Raw genomic sequence first — 16,274 nt, forward strand, 5'->3', positions numbered from 1 at the left:
CCAAAACTGGGCAAAGTTATCCTACCCCACCAACAATTGTCACCCAAAAAGACCGTACCGAGCGGGACAATCTACCTTTGTGCATCGACTGGGGTAATTACTCGGCACGCTGGCTGGCTAGATTTAACCTGGGGCTGCATCAAATTCTTAAGCGCCTAATTGCTGGTGATGAATTTACTGCCTCGGATGCCACCTTACTGAAGATGAGGGAGATCGCCATTAATTGTGCTGCTCACGTCAAAGCAATTCTTGGGTTTACCATCCCCAGTGACTGTAAGCCTATTTGGTTACTTGGGACTTTAGTCGAGCAACTGGGGTTAAAGTTAACCTTCCGCAAACAGGGGACTCGCGGACAACAGGTGAAACTTTTCTCTTTATCTAAAGAGCAATTGGAATTTGCAAATCATGTAATTGCTCATCGTGAAACGAAGCGTAATCAAAAAGAAAATCGAACCTGTTATGCTGCCGAAACCCTTGCTGCGTATAGTGTAAACCTCAATCAGCAGCCCGTATCCACACCCCCCCCTAATGCTATAGGGAACTCCCATTGCCAAGGGGAGGATACTACCGAATTTGAGTCGCCTCCGACCGATCGCATTACTCTACTCCACTGCGTAGAAATACTTCGCTCTGGTATTTCTCGTGGAGTGGACGCAATTAAAGGCATTCTCAAACGATGGGTTGAGGATTTGCGCTGGGAGACGGTACTGGAACTTGAAGCGATCGCGGCAAATGAACTGCGACTTGTCGAAGCTCAAGTTCCTGAATTTTACAGCTTGCTAAGTGAAGAGATATTGCCGATGGAGGGATAAAGCCTACGCTGCAAATGAGCTACGTAATCTAGAGCAATCTGTGCCTCATTTTTATCATTGGCTCGATGAAGAGGTGTTGTCGATGGAATTGTAAATGGCTTTTTGGGAAAATCCTTATAGCCTTTATTTACTCACAGTCCTGTCTAGATCAACTAAAATGTATTTCCTGATCTATCACTCCGTTGATAACTTCGTGTTATCCGCATTTCGCATGTCTTGATTGTTGCTGCTCATTGATGGCGGTGATAGCATCGACAACGCCGCGATCGCACCCCGGACTTGGGATGGTTCCACCTCCAAATAATTTTGCAGTTGCTCTAAGCTGCGATGTCCACTGATTTCTTGGATGACTCTCAGAGGAATTCGGGCATTGCTCATTAATGTCAGGGCAGTTCTGCGGCAACTGTGTGTGCTTGCTCCTTCGATGTCCGCACGTTCGCAAGCTTGTCGGAAGATTAGGCTTGCATATTCTGAGTGCAAGTGACCGCGCCCCCATCTACCAGGAAACAAAAAACCGTCACGGGAGTTTGTCGGTTTGTAAGTAGCTAAGAAGTTCCTTAGTTCTGACAAAATTGGAATGCTGCGGGTAGCTAACTTTCCCTTTGTATTCCCTTTACGGATGATCAGCTCTGCTCTGATCCGTCCCTTACTGTTATAAACATCTTTAATTTTTAGGGTAACTGCTTCATTGACGCGGCAACCCGTGTACAGCATCACGCCTATTAGGGTTCTGTCTCGCTCTGTGGTTAACCCCAAAGTAAACAGACGCTGGATTTCTTCTGCCGACAAAACCTTTGCCTTCCCGTGACGGTCAATTTTCACAGCCCCGAACCCCCGATAGTTAATCATCCTATCAGCGATCAGAACAAATAGTTTTAAGTTTTGGAGTGATGTATATGCCCCTTTGGAGTCTTTAGCCCATGCAATTATTGCTTTTTTTACTCAGCACTATAAGCCGAAGCACTGTTTCGGTGAACTACAAGAAATGGAAGTGAGGGATTATGCAGACGAGCAGTATGGGTATTTTCAGCAACTAGCGTCATCACCGAGGATATTTAATACTAAGTTATGCCGAAGAAGGTTGATGCTGGAATTGCTCCCGGCTGGCTCAAGCGCTATGAGCCGGTGGCTATCGCCAATGATAGCTGTCGGCGGTAGCATCTCTTCATAAAAGGCATCGGCTGAAGAATGCGCTGACGCATTTGCCAATGATATCATCAAGGTAATTCATCATGACGAATTACACGATTTAACAAGCACGGGCAGTCCAAGTTCACCTAGATGAAACGTAGAAATGAGCAATACAGGGCGTACAAAAAAGCTAGCATCTTTCAACTGTGACCAAAGGATTTGGGAGCAGTTTATCGCCCGTTGTAAGTCAAAAGAGACGACTGCAACAGCTACGCTGCTCGAATTCATCGAACTCTACTTAGACGATTCCCAAGATCAGCTTGATGCAATAGGTGGTAATAATTTAGACAAACGCTTAGATTCTAAGATTAAGGCAAGTGTTGAGAAGTACTTAGTTACGAGTAACAATAGTAACGCCAGTCCTACGAATGAAACGATATTAGCTATTTGCGAAAGACTTGATAAGCTGGAGTCACAATTTTCAAGTGAATCTAATAGCAACGAAACCACAGCAATTGATAATCTCACCAATTTAGAACAAAAAATTGAAAAGATGACAGCCCGAATGACACAGTTGGCTGAGGCGATCATTAAAATTCAAGACTATCTCAACAACCAACAAAAGCGGGGACAGAAATCGTACAACAATAATTCATCCTTCAAAGTGCATACTCCCCGAATGCAACCGTTAACTGAAGAAGGTTTAGCCAAGAGACTTGGTGTAAGTGAAGAAAGTGTACGGAAGGAGCGAATTAATCTTCCCCCACCGCTTTTTGTAGCATGGTGTAAGGGGAAGGATAGAGCAGGGTTGGGGTGGGAATTTAACGAAAATACGGGATTATATCAGCCAGTAAGTTAGTATTTTGATTAATTTCAACTTGTAGCGGCGGATGTGCGCTCTGCTGTTACTGTTGCCAATTTTCATTTTTTAAAATGTGATTATTTCACAACCTTCAAGCAATTCGTCATAAACAGTCAGTTGTTGTGTTTTTAAGTGGTTTGGCAATGAATCGTCATCAAAGGTCAAAGTAACAATATGAGTATTTTTGAGACTAAGAGATGATTTGCTGATATCGGTTATTGCCGCACTCATACCGCTTCGAGTACCGATTAGATACTTCACCGATTGCCCAATCTTTAACTCTGCTGCCGGAATACCCATAGATATTAAAATAATCCGTAAACAGTGTAAAGCTTTTCGGGGTTGTTATCTAATATCGATAAAGTCTCACTTCCAAAGCAATTGACCAAAGTTTGAGCAGTTTTCTTGCCAATCCCACGAAATAGTCCACTTTCTAAATACGCCTCGATTTCCGGCAACATCAGAATCGGAAATTTTTCGACTTGAAGGAGCCTGATCATGAGTCAAAGAGTAATTGAGAGATTCTGTTATTCTACAAGGGTAGCTCTAAAGCTAACTCATCGTCTCAAATCGAAAATCCAATTGGCTTACGAACTCTAAAGAATCTCCTTGTGCGATGAAAGATGTTCATGGGCTAGAGCCTAAAATGGACATAAAGTTAATTGTTTAAAAGAAAACATCTCTATTATAGATAAATTGGATAAATTCGATAATAGCTAATATCTTTTATCAAGATATTAAGATAAATAAATATAAGAAGATTATTTATCCTCTGACACAAAATTATAAAGATTTGACTAATTGATTATGTTATAAATATTAAATAAGTTCCTTATGCAAGTATCAAATAAATACTATGCACCCAATAGAGTTTAAGAAGAAGTGGAAATTAACTTATCAAGAGATGGCGTTCGTATTAGGATACGAAAGTTACGATACTGTCCGAAGCTGGTTCAGGTGTGGAAAGAAGCATCGAAATCCAATGAAGGTTGTTCATATAACTTGCTGGCTTTTAAATGAGAAGTGGGAACGCGAAGGAAAAAAAATAGTTGCTTTTTACCTATAAATGTTTCCTAACTGGGTAAAATGTCCCCTTCCCCGCCACGAAAAAGGCGGGTATTTTATGTATAGTTAGAAGTTCCAAGAAGTTCTCAGAGTCATGGGGATAGGGAGGTTTACCTGGCAAAATGAAGAACTAACAAGACCAGAAGTAGCGGCTCTGTTAAAGCCAAAGGTAACGGCCAGACAACTACAAGCATATTTGAACATAGCTCGGAAGTACTTGCCAGAGTTCAAAAAATTCACCAACAAAAAAACAGGTGGTCTAGATGGCTATGCAAAGCTATACGAGTGCCACATTACAGTACTTCAGGAAATTCGCTCACTAGCTAGGGAGCATACTTTAGCTGACATAGAAAGTGAATTTCAACAAAGAGCATTAAACAAGTCAGAAGTGGGAAGTTGGAAGTAGATTTTTTGTTACTTCCAACTTCGATAATAAGGTGATTTTTAGATTTTTTCTAGAAAATGAAAAAAGGAGCAATTTTCTTGGCATCTAATAATTCTGTGCGAAGAACACAAACTCAAGTTCTGGCTAAGGCTAGCGCGGCGATTGGGCGCAAGTATCAGCATCACATAAACGCTGCCGGTACGGCGACAATCATTGTCATGCAGTCGATGCCCTCTTATGGGTGGGGCTTGTTCGATTCGGCTCAGACAGCAATGACTTGTATGTTCGGGGGCGCTGGTGGTATTGGTGGGGGTGGTGCAGCGGCGGCAACTACGGCCATTAAAGCACTTCCCGCAGTTATCAATGCAACGATCACAGTGCTTTTGTTTGTATACTTTGTGGCTTCTGGGCTTAAGGTTGCCAACGGCATTGGTGAAGGGCAGGAAGTAACGCAGATGGTTCAGCAGCCCGTAGGCGTGTTTTTCATAATCCTGGTGCTTTGGATTGCTCAAAGTATCTTATTTAACGGCGTTACAGCCGCTTGTTAATGATGAGCGAGTATAATAAGTCACCCGTCAAACGGGTCAATCAGTCACTTGGTCAGAATGCAACAATAGGCATTTTTACTGGCTTTCAGTTTGCAGTCGCCTTATTTATGTTTGGCGTGGGCTTCATCATAGCGATTATGTTTGGAGTGGGAATAGTTTGGGGACTGCTGGCTGGGGTTTGGTTGAGTGCCACGGTGATAATTTTATCTGGCAAGCGTCCTTACTTGTTCTGGTCAAGAGTGTTCCCAAGCGTTCCAGCTTTCACTCGCGGCTATATCAGATATTCTTCGCCCCAAAACAAAAAAAGGGCGGGTGAGAAGAAAATGCCTAAGCTATGGTAAAAAGCAGTATTCGTAATCAAAAAATAGTTCCCTTTGAAGACTTTTTAGACTTAGCAACTTTAGTAAAACTAAAAAAGGGGAACTATCAAATCGGAGCTTACTTGTTGAGCAAAAAACAAGTAAGTGACACTAACAACACCCTGCAATTAGTATTCGGATATGAATGCACTGGCTTTCACCCACTGTTTAATTCATCAGAGAAACTAGAGGCGATGGCCAAGGCTTTTGAGAACGGCTGTAAAGAGTTCTCTGAGGGTGAGAAATTCACGTTTAGATGGTCTTCGTTTTGCGACGAAGACAAAGTGATTGAAAGCTATCGCCAGAGACTAGATAGCCCTGTATCTCAAGAGACAGAATTTTTGGATTGGGGGCAGGTTGCGCGGATGCAAGAACTGACGCGTAATCATCAGCGGAAGGATATCAAGCTCAGTATTTACACGACTTTTACTGTCCGCCCAGGAGGTACCGAAGGTGGTGACGCGGTAGATAGAGCGATAGTGAAGCTGGCAAACTTTTTACAGCGCAAATTCACCCCAACAGGAGCGACCGAACTCACTCTTAAAAACTTAATTCAAGTTCTTGAAAAAGCAATAATCGTCTCTTTGCGCCACCAACAAATACTATCTGAGATGGGCTTGTTTCCCTCGCCAAAATCAGACAAGCAATTGTGGAGCGACCTAGTTTTTAGAATGGGTGCGAAGGCTGTAAAAGTCCCCCATACCTTGGTTTATGATACTGGTGAATTAAGGGAGGAATTTAACGAAGCCGCACCCAACCCATCGCGGTATAATGACCAATTACACGCTACATCCGTACTTATGAATAACGGCATACCCTACGCGGACAGGCGCTGGGTATGCTTGCCCCACCAGAGTACTGACAAAAAGAAGTATATCGGCGTAATGACGCTTGCCCAAAAACCAGAGGTGTTTGCTTCCACCCATCAGCAAATACGTTTTTTATGGGACGTATTCTCCCGCGAGGGGATTTATGATGTCGAGATAATTACAGAGATTAGTCCAGCCGATCAAAAAATGATTAGGCTTACGCAACAATTGATTACGAGGCGGTCAATAAATGCCGAGGCTAGCGCCAGCAAAAAGACTATTGACGTAGGAGCGCAAATTAATACAGAGCGGTCAGTCGATGCTCAGAAGCAGCTTTACACGGGTGATGTCCCTGAAAATGTAGCTGTCATCATCCTTGTTTATCGCAATTCTCCAGATGAAATCGACGACGCTTGTCGGTTGATTTCAGGCTACATCAATCAACCTGCCGAGTTGATTAGAGAAATGCAATATACATGGTCAATCTGGCTTGACACTTTGCTGTTGAGACAGCGACCACAACTGACTTTTCCTTTCAACAGACGCGCCACATTTTTTGCCAGTGAAGTAATTGGTTTAACGCCAGTAGTTCAAACAGCGCATGGCGATAAACAAGGCTTTGAATTAGTTGCTGATGAGGGTCAATCCTCGGTTCACATTGACCTATCGAAGCCGAAAAACATGATGGTAATCGGCACTACCGGGAGTGGGAAATCGGTAATAATTGCCTCTATTATTTATCAATGCTTGGCGTTGGGAATGTCAGTATTAATGATTGACTTACCAAATGATGATGGTTCAGGAACCTTTGGAGATTTCACACCCTACTTTAATGGATTTTACTTTGATATCTCAAAGGAATCAAACAACCTTGTACAGCCGCTAGACTTATCAAAGATTCCTGAGTCGCAGTGGGAGGAAAGAACAAAAGCCCATCGAAATGATATTAATTTAATCGTGCTTCAATTAGTTTTAGGAACACAAAAGTTTGATGGGTTGCTATCACAAACTATTGAATCTATAATTCCTTTGGGTACAAAAGCCTTTTACGAAGATGCCGACATTAAGGAGCGATTTGAATTAGCGCGAAAAGCAGGGATAAACACCCCAGAGTGGGCGAATACCCCGACATTGGCAGATATGGAGAAATTCTTCTCGCTTGCATACATTTATTTAGGCTATCAGGACGACAATGTAGAAAAAGCGTTAAATTACATCCGCTTGCGGTTACAGTACTGGCAAGCTAGTAGTATCGGTAGCGCTATCTGCAAGCCTTCAACCTTCCAGGCAGATAGCCAGTTGATTACCTTTGCACTGACTAATCTGCAATCAGTCAAGGATGCAGAAGTGTTCGGGATGAGTGCATATATCGCCGCGTCCCGGCAATCCCTCTCCTCGCCCAACAGCGTGTTCTTTATGGATGAGGCTAGCGTATTGCTGGGATTTTCCGCATTGTCGCGGCTTGCGGGTCGTAAATGCGCTACGGCTCGAAAGCAAGGCTGTCGGGTGTTTCTGGCAGCGCAGGACGTTATCTCTATCGCCAAATCGGAGGCGGGAGAACAAATATTACAAAATATGCCATTGCGGTTGATTGGGCGCATTGTTCCAGGCGCGGCAAATAGCTTCTCTGAGTTGCTGGGCATCCCTAGAGAAATTATCGATAAAAACGAAAGCTTTGTCCCCAATATTCAGCAGCTATATACGTTGTGGCTGCTCGACTATAACAACAAGTATGTGCGCTGCCGCTATTATCCCTCCTATCCCCTGCTGGCGTTGGTTGCCAATAGCAGAGAAGAACAAGCCACGCGAGATAAATTCAAGAAAATTCACAGCGACAAGTTCACCTGGGTGGCAGAATTTTCTAAATATTATGTCGAGTGCATTAAGCAAGGTAAGCCCTTATGAAATTTGTATCATCGCTCATCCAAAATAAATTTTTAGCGGCAATACTCGCAGGCGTTGCGTCAATAGGAGCTTTTCAGGTTTGGCAACACAACCAAGCCCAACAAGAGAAGGCTCTCAAGCAGGCGAAGACTAACTGTGGTGTCTACTTAGAGCTAGGAGAGGACGCAGTTAAGCGCAGTCCTAGCCTTAGAGCGCTCAAGTACGACAACAAGCTACTACGCGGATTGGAGCAAGTTGGTAGTAGTCCTGATTTAACAAAGCCTGGGGCTTATGTAATGCTTTTTCGCACCCCGGCTTCCACTCTTCCACCTAATGCTGCGCCCTTTAATGATTCGTTCTTTACTAGTTTGTTAAATAAGGAAAAATACCCACCTAAAACATTAATGGTTCGGGCAGTCTCCTTTGATTTAAAAAGTAGACAAGCCACTGTGGAATCATTTTGTACTAGAAAACCTTTTGTAGTTAATTTTGATGATTTATATGCTGAATACCAACCGATTGATCGTGATATCAAGCGCAGTAACTCTGATCTCCTTTTCTAGCCTTCCAGCCAACGCCCAAGCCCAGCCCCAGCAAAACCAATCATTCCTGACTCAGTTCCAACAGATTTACAGTAGCTTGCAGACTTACATCAATAATTATCAGAGGGAGTTTTCTAAAAGTTTGGGCAAACTGGAAGCTGAATTAACCCAGGCAATTGAATCCAGTGTTGGGGATTTGGGTATTCCCGATCCCCTGAAAGCTGGCAAGAATATTGAGAAAGTAATTCAGAAGCAAGAGGGCAACTTACTAATACTAGATCCTCGCATTCAAGCCAGAGATGCTATCAAAGACTGGAACCAGCAATATACACGCGGTCAGTCCCAATCGGTTCTAGGTGCTGAGGGTCAAAGAGTCCAATCGCAGGAGGCAGCAATAACTAATGATGCTACCACCCAATCAAGCGAAAATGCGATCGCCGCGCAGGATGATGTAATCACCCAAGACATTCTCAAAAAGGTCGCCATTCAAAACTTGCAAGGCGTTGTAATTGCCAAATCTATCCATGCAGAAGCGCAAAAACATTCCCGTTCTTTGGCTGTTACAAATATCAATCTTGCCGATATTTCTAGCCGCATGGATGAGCAAGCGGCGGTGAAAAATCAGGAGTCCAACGCCGCATCTCGCCAAATCATCCAATCTGCCGCCTCTACTGATTCATTCTGGAAGAATCAATGATCACGCTACCTATTCTTCTCGCTCAAACATTGGGGCAACAGCCTGGAGAAAATACGGGCACTACAAACTCAGGTGAAATAGTTCAAGGCGCTATTGAGGGCGCGGATTTAATCTATAAATCGTTTGAGAATGATTGGCTAGAGTTAGCGTCCGGCACTAATCCAATTTATACGGCTGTTGTCGCTATCTCCACCCTTGCGGCAGTTGTAATGGTCGCTTTTACTTCTGTTGGATGGTATCGGAAATATGCAGAGGAAGGGTTTGGCTTCGACTTCGTTTCCGAGATGGTCTTACCATTATTAGTAATCGTAATGCTTAGTAATAATGGCTTCCTTCTGGCAAACACCACCCTGGCATTAAAAAATGTATCTACTGGGTTAAATAGGAGCATTCTAAGTATTACGAGAAACGGCGTAAATCTGAAGGATGCTATACGAAATGTCAACGCCGATCAAAGCTTTATTATAGCCGCACAATCAGCATTAGCTAAGTGCGAAACACTAGGAAGCGAGAAACAGGAAGGCTCGGAATCAAGCCCTAAACAAGCTTGTATTCAGGATGCCATAGACAATACCCGGAGAGACGCGCAGAAGGCTAGAGAAAAGACTGGCGCAGGCTCTGGCACAAGAAGCTGGAACCCATTAGACCTTAGTGGCGAACTTATTAACAGCGCGATTCAAGGCTTTGTTTATGTGATCCTGAGTGGGTTATCGGCAGCATTTCAATATGTAGTTCAGCTATCGTTTTTAATGGTTGCTTACGTTGCGCCAATCTTCCTAGTTTTATCTTTACTGCCTTTCCAAAGCAAGCCTATTTATGCTTGGCTGGCTGGGTGGTTAGGGCTGACATTGGTTCTCATTTCGTACTCAATAACAGTAGGTATTATTGCCAGCGCAATAGTTGCCAAGCCCTCGTCCAATCCTTTGTTAATGCAACTTTTACAAGCCATCTTTTCACCATTACTCGCGGTAGCCATAGGTACTGGTGGTGGAATGTCTATATTCTCAGCTTTCACTAGTGGGGTCAAATTCTCGGTGGGGTTACGGAGATGAAATTATTAGAGAGAAAAGAGCTAAACTTTACCCCCATTTTTTTAATACTCAATGCTGTTTTATTGGTGATTATTTTATTAATAGAAGTTGTAAATTTTGCTCGGGTAGGAACAATTTCTAAAACGAAAGCTTCGACCTTAGTAGAATTGTCTGACGGCGAATCTATCAGAGTTATTCCTATAGGCAGCTTGGAGCGATCGCCCCAAGCTATTACGCATTTTGTCGGGAAAACAATGACAGGTCTTTTGAGTTGGAACGCACTACCCAAGCGAACTGATGATTACAATCCAGACCCCACTAAACAATTAAAATTAGATACTGGGGTAGCAACATCAAAAGCCAAGATTACTACTAGCACATGGGCTTCAGGTTTTGCGCTATCAGAAGATTTTCGCGCACCATTCCTTGAGGAGATAAGCAATCTGACACCGCCCGATGTCTTTAATGGGTCTACGCAATCAATCCTAAAAGTCAGCCTCCTTAGTCAGCCTACTCGCATTAAAGATGGGCAATGGAAAGTAGATATGGTTGCAGAGATTGTTGTTTTCCAAGGCAGCAATTTAGTCGGCAAGCCCATCGCTTTTAACAAAACTGTATTTGTCAGGGCGATTGATACGGCTGCCCTGCCTAGATTTGCGTCCGATGTTCAGGAAACCGCCATACGCGAGCGCAAAGCGGGGTTGGAGATTTATAAAATTCAAGATTTAGATTTATGAAAAAGAACACCCAGGAACCCTTACCGGGAGCAACTATTGAGATAGAAGAGAAAGATAATGAGCTAGATTTTGCAGCCATGAACGGCGCTAAAACAACAAGGGATAATGATTCAATTGAACCGGAAGAAAACCCTGCGCCTGAAGAAATTGTGACGACTAGAACAGTCTCGCAATCTCCCCTTTTAAAAGGGGGCGTTATTGCCCTAATTTGCCTACTTTTTGTGACAATCATCGGGGCATTGCTAGGTAATTCCTTAAATGTGCTGAAGTTTTCTAGCGGCAATGTACAAACCGCTAGAAAAGAAGTGCAAACGGCTCCGGTAGAGCCAGAGTCCGAGACAGGCAAGGATAAAACAGCGCTTGCTCTGACTAGCCAAAATTACGAGTTAAAGCAGATTCGCGATCACTTGCCAAGCCCAACGCCTACCCCTAGCGCAACCTTAGCCCCAGCCCCAATCGCACCCGTTACCCCTCCGATGCAAGCAGTGCAGCGCCGACAACGTTCTTACCCAGTCGCCAGTCAGCCGACAGCGCCCTTCACTTTCCCCCAGGCTAGAGTATCTATTCCCCAGCCCCAGCCCAAAATTGCCCAGCCGATCAGACAATCTCCTTTGGCGTTCCCAACGGCTGCAACCAACGCCCCCACCCAAGACCCCACTCAGCAATGGCTTCTCGCTGCAAACGCTGGCAGTTTCAGGAGTTCAGTCGATGAATCAGAAAGCGAGAAACCCATCAAGACTAATGGAATTGAAGGAGGTACGGGAGGAGCTACACAAGTCGCCCAGAACACTACCATCATTAATTACAACGCAAAACGCGTACTCGTTGGCAGTACCGCAGAAGGCAGGCTAGAAACGCTTATTGCTTGGGGTACTGGTGACACTGGCAACCAGAATTACTTGGTGAAACTAACAAAACCCTTAAAAGCCTCAGATGGTAGCGATGTGGTACCTGTGGGTGCTTATCTGGTTGTTCAACTAGCAGAGTCGAATGGTTCGGGCTTTGCAAAGCTGCGCGGTGTTTCAGTGTTGGTCAACTCTAATGGCGATACGCAAGAAAAGCAACTCCCAGAAAATGCCGTTCTGATAATGGCCAAGGATGGTGGTTTCTTGAAAGCAGAGTCTCGCAGAGGTAGCAACCTGGGTAACAATTTCATTTCTGCGATCGTCGCGGGAGTTGCCAAGGCTGCCCAGGTACAGAATCGACCTGTAACTCAAGTTAGTACGAACTCTAATGGCTTCTCTACTAGCTCCACTACCAACGAACGAAAAGATTTATCCGCCGCTTTTGGAGAGGGTGCATTTAATAGTGTTCTCGATAATATCAAAAGTTCAAATGTCGCCCGTTCTCAACAGTTAAGCGGTAGAGAAGAAGTATTTGTGATCGATGTTGGTAAGCCAGTGCAAATATTCATCAATCAAACAATATCGCTCTAGTCAGAATAACGTTACGGTAACTGAGGATATAAATGTTAAAGAAAACCACTATTATTGCAGCATTTTTAATCTTAACTAGCGCGGCAAAAGCAACGGCGATAGCCGCCCGAACGGTTTACCAGAACGACGCAAACTCCAATGCCATCGAATTAAAAGTGTGGAAGGGCTACGGGCTAACTATTAATTTGATGTCTACAGGGGAAACTATCAAGCAAGTTTGGATCGGCGATCCAAGTCGCTTCGCCTTTACTTCAAATGGTGCTTTATGCCCGTCATCAGGCGGCGATTCTGACTGCACAGGAGGCAAAGCGACTGTAATTTTCCTTCGCCAGATTGACCCGATCAACTTCCCTGTTACCTCTAGTAGCAATGGAAGCACTCAAATTACAGTACTTACGAATGAAAAACAATATCAATTTAAGATAGTCCCTGCTATTGGCAACCCAGCCTATACAAGCTTGGTGATTAAATCGGATTCGGAGCGCCCATTGCCAATTACGCGTCCGCGAACGCCACTTCCTCTAACAGTTCAAAAGCCGCAATCAGCGCCGTCAGACTTCCCGCAGCCCTCGCCGCCACCACAAACAATAACAGTACAAAAGCCTCAGCCTGTTGCCGTTTTACGCCCCAATCCTGGGACTATGTTAAAGGTTGCGATTCAGAGGAACGATGCCAATGCTCTCGTTTTTGGGCTAGCAGAAGCGGGGCGGAAAGGTCAGGTTCGACCCGGATCTACCACCTGGAACAAGGTACAAGATGCAATTAAATTGTTACGACGTGGCAAGACTAGAGATGAGGCAATTTTGCTTTCTCAGGTCGATAAAAACATTTTTAATCAATTACTTGAGTGGGGGCGATTGTGAGTGAATTGTTAAAATTACTTCGCAAAAAAACTAGACGAGTTTCTCTATTTGTGTAGGTGGGAAATGAATTGTTGATATTTTTCGTAACAGCTTAGTTATTAACTCTTACTGTTGTTAAAATCATGAAGTTTAAACTCTTTCTACTGACTGCTTTCGCCTCCCTGTTTCCACTTTCCGTCTCAATCGCAGAGACACCGACAACTACCCCGACAATTGATTATTCACAAGGCTTGTACAAAACTGCTGCCCCCGACTGGTCAAAAATCACATGGGATACTTTGCCACCCGTTCAGCAGCCTGGATTTTTAAAGATACCTAAGAACCTGATTTCGACTTTTGGCTACGACCCCTCGCGTTCGTGGACAGCAGGGCAAAAAGTAGATTCTGTTGTGATGCTGGGCGATGCCGATGATGCCTTTAAGATGTCTGCCTTGAGCTTAAAGGCCATTGGCACGGTGGCTTTGCCCACTACAACCACAACCACCAAACCCACCCTCAAAGACTTTGGATTAATGCAATGGCAAACGCCAAAAACATTAGTTAAAGCAATACCTGAATTAAGCAATTTGAGCCTATCAGAAGTTCCCCCACTAGCCGATCTATTTTCTAGGAATGGTGCTGGACTGGGTAGCAGCACGATTTCTCAAGCCATAGCCTCAAATCCTCAAGCCGCAAACCTGACACTAGATAAGATTGATCTAAGCAAATATTCACTTGATTCAATTTCTGGGTTGGACAAAACTCAATTAGGGAAATTTAAATCATGGCAGCAAGCCTATGTCAATCAAATTCCTAAATTAAGTCAAGTGCCCTTTGATAAAATGCCTCAGCCTATTAGCTCTGGCATAGACGTTGTGGGAATCGCGTCGGTTGTCCTTGGAACTTCTGAAAGAGGTGATGCCAAGGCTGGGAATGATTACTTTGTGTCTGGCAGCGTTGTCAGAGGCGATCGCACTGAAGAGGTCGCCTGTCTTCCAGGCATTGAATGCTCGTATTTAGAAATGGGGGATTTTGCTGGCAGTCAGGGCGGCTTGTATGGTAAGCGTTGGGCATCTGGCTCATCTCAGCAAGTATCGGGCGGTTATGGAATTCTTGCCGCCGTAAATGGGGGCAAGGAACCCACGGGGCGGCTAGTGTATGGTAGTGGGTTCAAAGTGGCGCTAACTGGAGTTAATGAATCGAAGGGGACTGCCGACTTTGGCTTATTCTTTAGGATCTGTGCGCGACCGCCATTCCAGCAGAAAACTTGCACCCCTTACTTCATTGGGCCCGTGCCCTGGTTGCCCGTGAGCGAGAATGATTTGGTAATTGTGGGCACTGGGCGATGACAGGGACTCCTAAGACAGAGGTTAACCCAAATCAAATTATTCCCCCAGGTATTGAATCGACGCTATTTTCCCCCGCCGGACTAGGGGTACTTGCTTGTGGCGCTGTGATCGTATTAGCCAAAATTATCGATAGCAAAGGAGGCAAAGCCAAGTTAGCGACCGCGCGGTGGGGCGGTGCGGTGGAGAAAACGGCAGCTCGTAAATTGGCGTGTAAGCAAATTCAGAAGCGAAAGCATAACCGCGTATCTCTATATGTTGGCACTCCCAAGAATACAACGAGCGAGGTTATTGATGGAATCAGGAAAACGAGTATCCCTGAAGATTCAGCAACCCTTTACTTCCCAGAAGCGCAACGAGGTATTTTAGTCTGTGGTGGACCGGGGAGTGGCAAATCATTTTCAATAATTAACCCGCTAATTCGTTCCGCGATCGATCAGGGCTTCCCACTGGTATTGTACGATTTTAAGTACGCGCATCTTGAATCAGCAACGGCCGATGCCAAAGGGCAAGCCCCCATACTTGCGGGTTATGCCGCTTTGCGTGGCTATCAAGTTACTATTCTAGCCCCTGGTTTTGCAGAGTCGGCAGTTGCAAACCCTATCGACTTTCTTCGTAGCAATGAAGACTCAGAGATGGCGCGGCAGCTTGCGATTACACTCAATCGAAACTTTCAACTCGGCGATAAAGATTCTGGAAACAGCTTTTTTACTAATGCTGGCGATCAGTTAGTCCAAGCCGTCTTTATGCTGGCAAAGGGCACAGAGTATCCAGATATCATGATGTGCCAAGCGATACTAGGGTTGCCAAAGTTAGTTAAGCGCATAGAGCAAGCAGAAAATCTGAATTTCATGGTTAGAGAGGCTTTCGCACAGTTTGTATCTGTTGCAGGGTCGCCAGAAACAGCAGCTAGTATTGTGGGTACAGCTAGCGGATTGTTCAGCCGTTTTATGGTTAAGTCGGCATTAGCAGCGTTCTGTGGAAAAACCAATATTCCACTGGATTTGAAGGGGCGGCAGATGGTGATTTTCGGGATGAACAAAGAGAAGCGTGATGTAATTGCCCCTTTGCTAGTCTCGATTCTGCATCTATTAGTTAGCCGAAATGTGGCTCTAAAACGTACTTGTCCTTTAGTGTTAGGGATTGATGAATTACCTACTCTTTATTTACCAGCACTGGTTGATTGGCTGAATCAGAATCGGGAAGATGGGCTAATTTCAATATTAGGGTTACAAAATCTCTCAATGCTGATTGAAGCTTATGGAGAAAACACAACTAATGCAATTTTTGGTGGTTGTGCTACTAAAGCATTTTTTAATCCTCAAGATGATGTAGCAGCAGAACGTTTTAGCAAATTCTTAGGTGATGAAGAGATTAAATATAAACAGCGTTCCCGCTCATCAGGAGGAAAGGGAGGAGCAAGTATTTCCAAATCTGACCAAAACAGTACTCGGAAGTTATTTGACATTAACCAATTTAATACATTGCCATCAGGAAAAGCTGTAATTATTAGTCCAGGGTTTCGTTCTCGTGGACAGATAAGTTTGCCAATCTTGCAATCAATTAAGATTCCTCAGCATGAAATCCAATCTGAAGCTGACAGTGTGAAAGCTTGGTATGAGTTTCAAAAGTTCATATCTAAAAAGTCTACTCTCTTAACTCCCGCAGATGAAGAAATGAAAATTCGCCGAGCCTCCGCGATAAAATTGTTACCTTTGATAGAAAATCAAGAGCAATTATCAGAATATGCGAGTCTGATTTAAAGTGAAATTTCCTGCCCTTAATAGT

Annotated in this window: 16 protein-coding genes and 1 pseudogene; 14 read left to right on the plus strand and 3 right to left on the minus strand. The window is 44.2% G+C overall.

The window, feature by feature from the left end; translation table 11 throughout:
• A pseudogene (locus HWQ39_RS02775) lies at positions 1-812 on the plus strand (bifunctional DNA primase/helicase); the annotation flags it as partial.
• 174 nt (positions 813-986) lie between these two features.
• Here HWQ39_RS02775 and HWQ39_RS02780 read toward each other — a convergent pair.
• Positions 987-1,634 (minus strand): site-specific integrase, encoded by a 648-nt coding sequence (locus HWQ39_RS02780; RefSeq protein ID WP_292841233.1) that lies wholly within the window; start codon positions 1,632-1,634, stop codon positions 987-989.
• Positions 1,635-2,106: 472 nt separating this feature from the next.
• Here HWQ39_RS02780 and HWQ39_RS02785 point away from each other — a divergent pair, with 472 nt between their 5' ends.
• A complete protein-coding gene (locus HWQ39_RS02785) occupies positions 2,107-2,802 on the plus strand; it encodes a hypothetical protein (protein WP_292841236.1) in 696 nt (231 codons plus the stop codon).
• A gap of 69 nt (positions 2,803-2,871) precedes the next feature.
• Here the strand turns inward: HWQ39_RS02785 and HWQ39_RS02790 are convergent, their stop codons facing one another.
• Both HWQ39_RS02790 and HWQ39_RS02795 read right to left on the minus strand, forming a co-directional pair.
• On the minus strand, positions 2,872-3,105 hold the full coding sequence (locus HWQ39_RS02790; RefSeq protein WP_292841239.1) for a hypothetical protein: 234 nt from the start codon (positions 3,103-3,105) through the stop codon (positions 2,872-2,874).
• 5 nt (positions 3,106-3,110) lie between these two features.
• Positions 3,111-3,305, minus strand: coding sequence for a hypothetical protein (locus HWQ39_RS02795; RefSeq protein ID WP_292841242.1), 195 nt, complete (start codon positions 3,303-3,305; stop codon positions 3,111-3,113).
• Positions 3,306-3,964: 659 nt separating this feature from the next.
• On the opposite strand from HWQ39_RS02795, the gene HWQ39_RS02800 reads away from it, so the two are divergent.
• The 12 genes from HWQ39_RS02800 to HWQ39_RS02855 all read left to right on the plus strand — a co-directional run bounded on the left by HWQ39_RS02800 (position 3,965) and on the right by HWQ39_RS02855 (position 16,249).
• The gene (locus tag HWQ39_RS02800; protein WP_292841244.1) at positions 3,965-4,276 is read left to right on the plus strand and encodes a hypothetical protein; all 312 of its coding nucleotides are present in this window, start codon (positions 3,965-3,967) and stop codon (positions 4,274-4,276) included.
• A 197-nt stretch (positions 4,277-4,473) separates the two neighbouring features.
• Positions 4,474-4,803: a hypothetical protein gene (locus HWQ39_RS02805; RefSeq protein WP_243458553.1), complete on the plus strand. Its 330-nt coding sequence runs from the start codon at positions 4,474-4,476 to the stop codon at positions 4,801-4,803.
• Positions 4,803-5,144: a hypothetical protein gene (locus tag HWQ39_RS02810; RefSeq protein ID WP_292841251.1), complete on the plus strand. Its 342-nt coding sequence runs from the start codon at positions 4,803-4,805 to the stop codon at positions 5,142-5,144. Before HWQ39_RS02805 ends, HWQ39_RS02810 begins: the two co-directional genes overlap by 1 nt.
• Positions 5,138-7,876, plus strand: a complete 2,739-nt coding sequence (locus tag HWQ39_RS02815; protein ID WP_292841254.1) for an AAA family ATPase — start codon at positions 5,138-5,140, stop codon at positions 7,874-7,876. Before HWQ39_RS02810 ends, HWQ39_RS02815 begins: the two co-directional genes overlap by 7 nt.
• Positions 7,873-8,418 carry a hypothetical protein gene (locus tag HWQ39_RS02820; RefSeq protein ID WP_292841257.1) on the plus strand — a complete coding sequence of 182 codons (546 nt, stop codon included), beginning with the start codon at positions 7,873-7,875 and terminating at the stop codon, positions 8,416-8,418. The genes HWQ39_RS02815 and HWQ39_RS02820 overlap by 4 nt, the downstream gene beginning before the upstream one ends.
• Complete coding sequence (locus HWQ39_RS02825; RefSeq protein WP_292841260.1) at positions 8,381-9,094, plus strand: hypothetical protein; 714 nt, start codon at positions 8,381-8,383, stop codon at positions 9,092-9,094. The genes HWQ39_RS02820 and HWQ39_RS02825 overlap by 38 nt, the downstream gene beginning before the upstream one ends.
• Positions 9,091-10,146, plus strand: a complete 1,056-nt coding sequence (locus tag HWQ39_RS02830; RefSeq protein ID WP_292841263.1) for a hypothetical protein — start codon at positions 9,091-9,093, stop codon at positions 10,144-10,146. Before HWQ39_RS02825 ends, HWQ39_RS02830 begins: the two co-directional genes overlap by 4 nt.
• Positions 10,143-10,862: a hypothetical protein gene (locus HWQ39_RS02835; RefSeq protein ID WP_292841266.1), complete on the plus strand. Its 720-nt coding sequence runs from the start codon at positions 10,143-10,145 to the stop codon at positions 10,860-10,862. The genes HWQ39_RS02830 and HWQ39_RS02835 overlap by 4 nt, the downstream gene beginning before the upstream one ends.
• A complete protein-coding gene (locus HWQ39_RS02840; protein ID WP_292841269.1) occupies positions 10,859-12,298 on the plus strand; it encodes a hypothetical protein in 1,440 nt (479 codons plus the stop codon). The genes HWQ39_RS02835 and HWQ39_RS02840 overlap by 4 nt, the downstream gene beginning before the upstream one ends.
• A gap of 32 nt (positions 12,299-12,330) precedes the next feature.
• Positions 12,331-13,161 carry a hypothetical protein gene (locus tag HWQ39_RS02845; protein WP_292841272.1) on the plus strand — a complete coding sequence of 277 codons (831 nt, stop codon included), beginning with the start codon at positions 12,331-12,333 and terminating at the stop codon, positions 13,159-13,161.
• Positions 13,162-13,283: 122 nt separating this feature from the next.
• Positions 13,284-14,489 (plus strand): hypothetical protein, encoded by a 1,206-nt coding sequence (locus HWQ39_RS02850; RefSeq protein WP_292841275.1) that lies wholly within the window; start codon positions 13,284-13,286, stop codon positions 14,487-14,489.
• Positions 14,486-16,249 (plus strand): type IV secretion system DNA-binding domain-containing protein, encoded by a 1,764-nt coding sequence (locus HWQ39_RS02855; RefSeq protein WP_292841278.1) that lies wholly within the window; start codon positions 14,486-14,488, stop codon positions 16,247-16,249. Before HWQ39_RS02850 ends, HWQ39_RS02855 begins: the two co-directional genes overlap by 4 nt.
• The last annotated feature ends 25 nt before the right edge of the window (positions 16,250-16,274 follow it).

Origin of the sequence: Nostoc sp. NMS8 (genome assembly GCF_017115045.1) — a bacterium.
Classification (GTDB): Bacteria; Cyanobacteriota; Cyanobacteriia; order Cyanobacteriales; family Nostocaceae; genus Nostoc.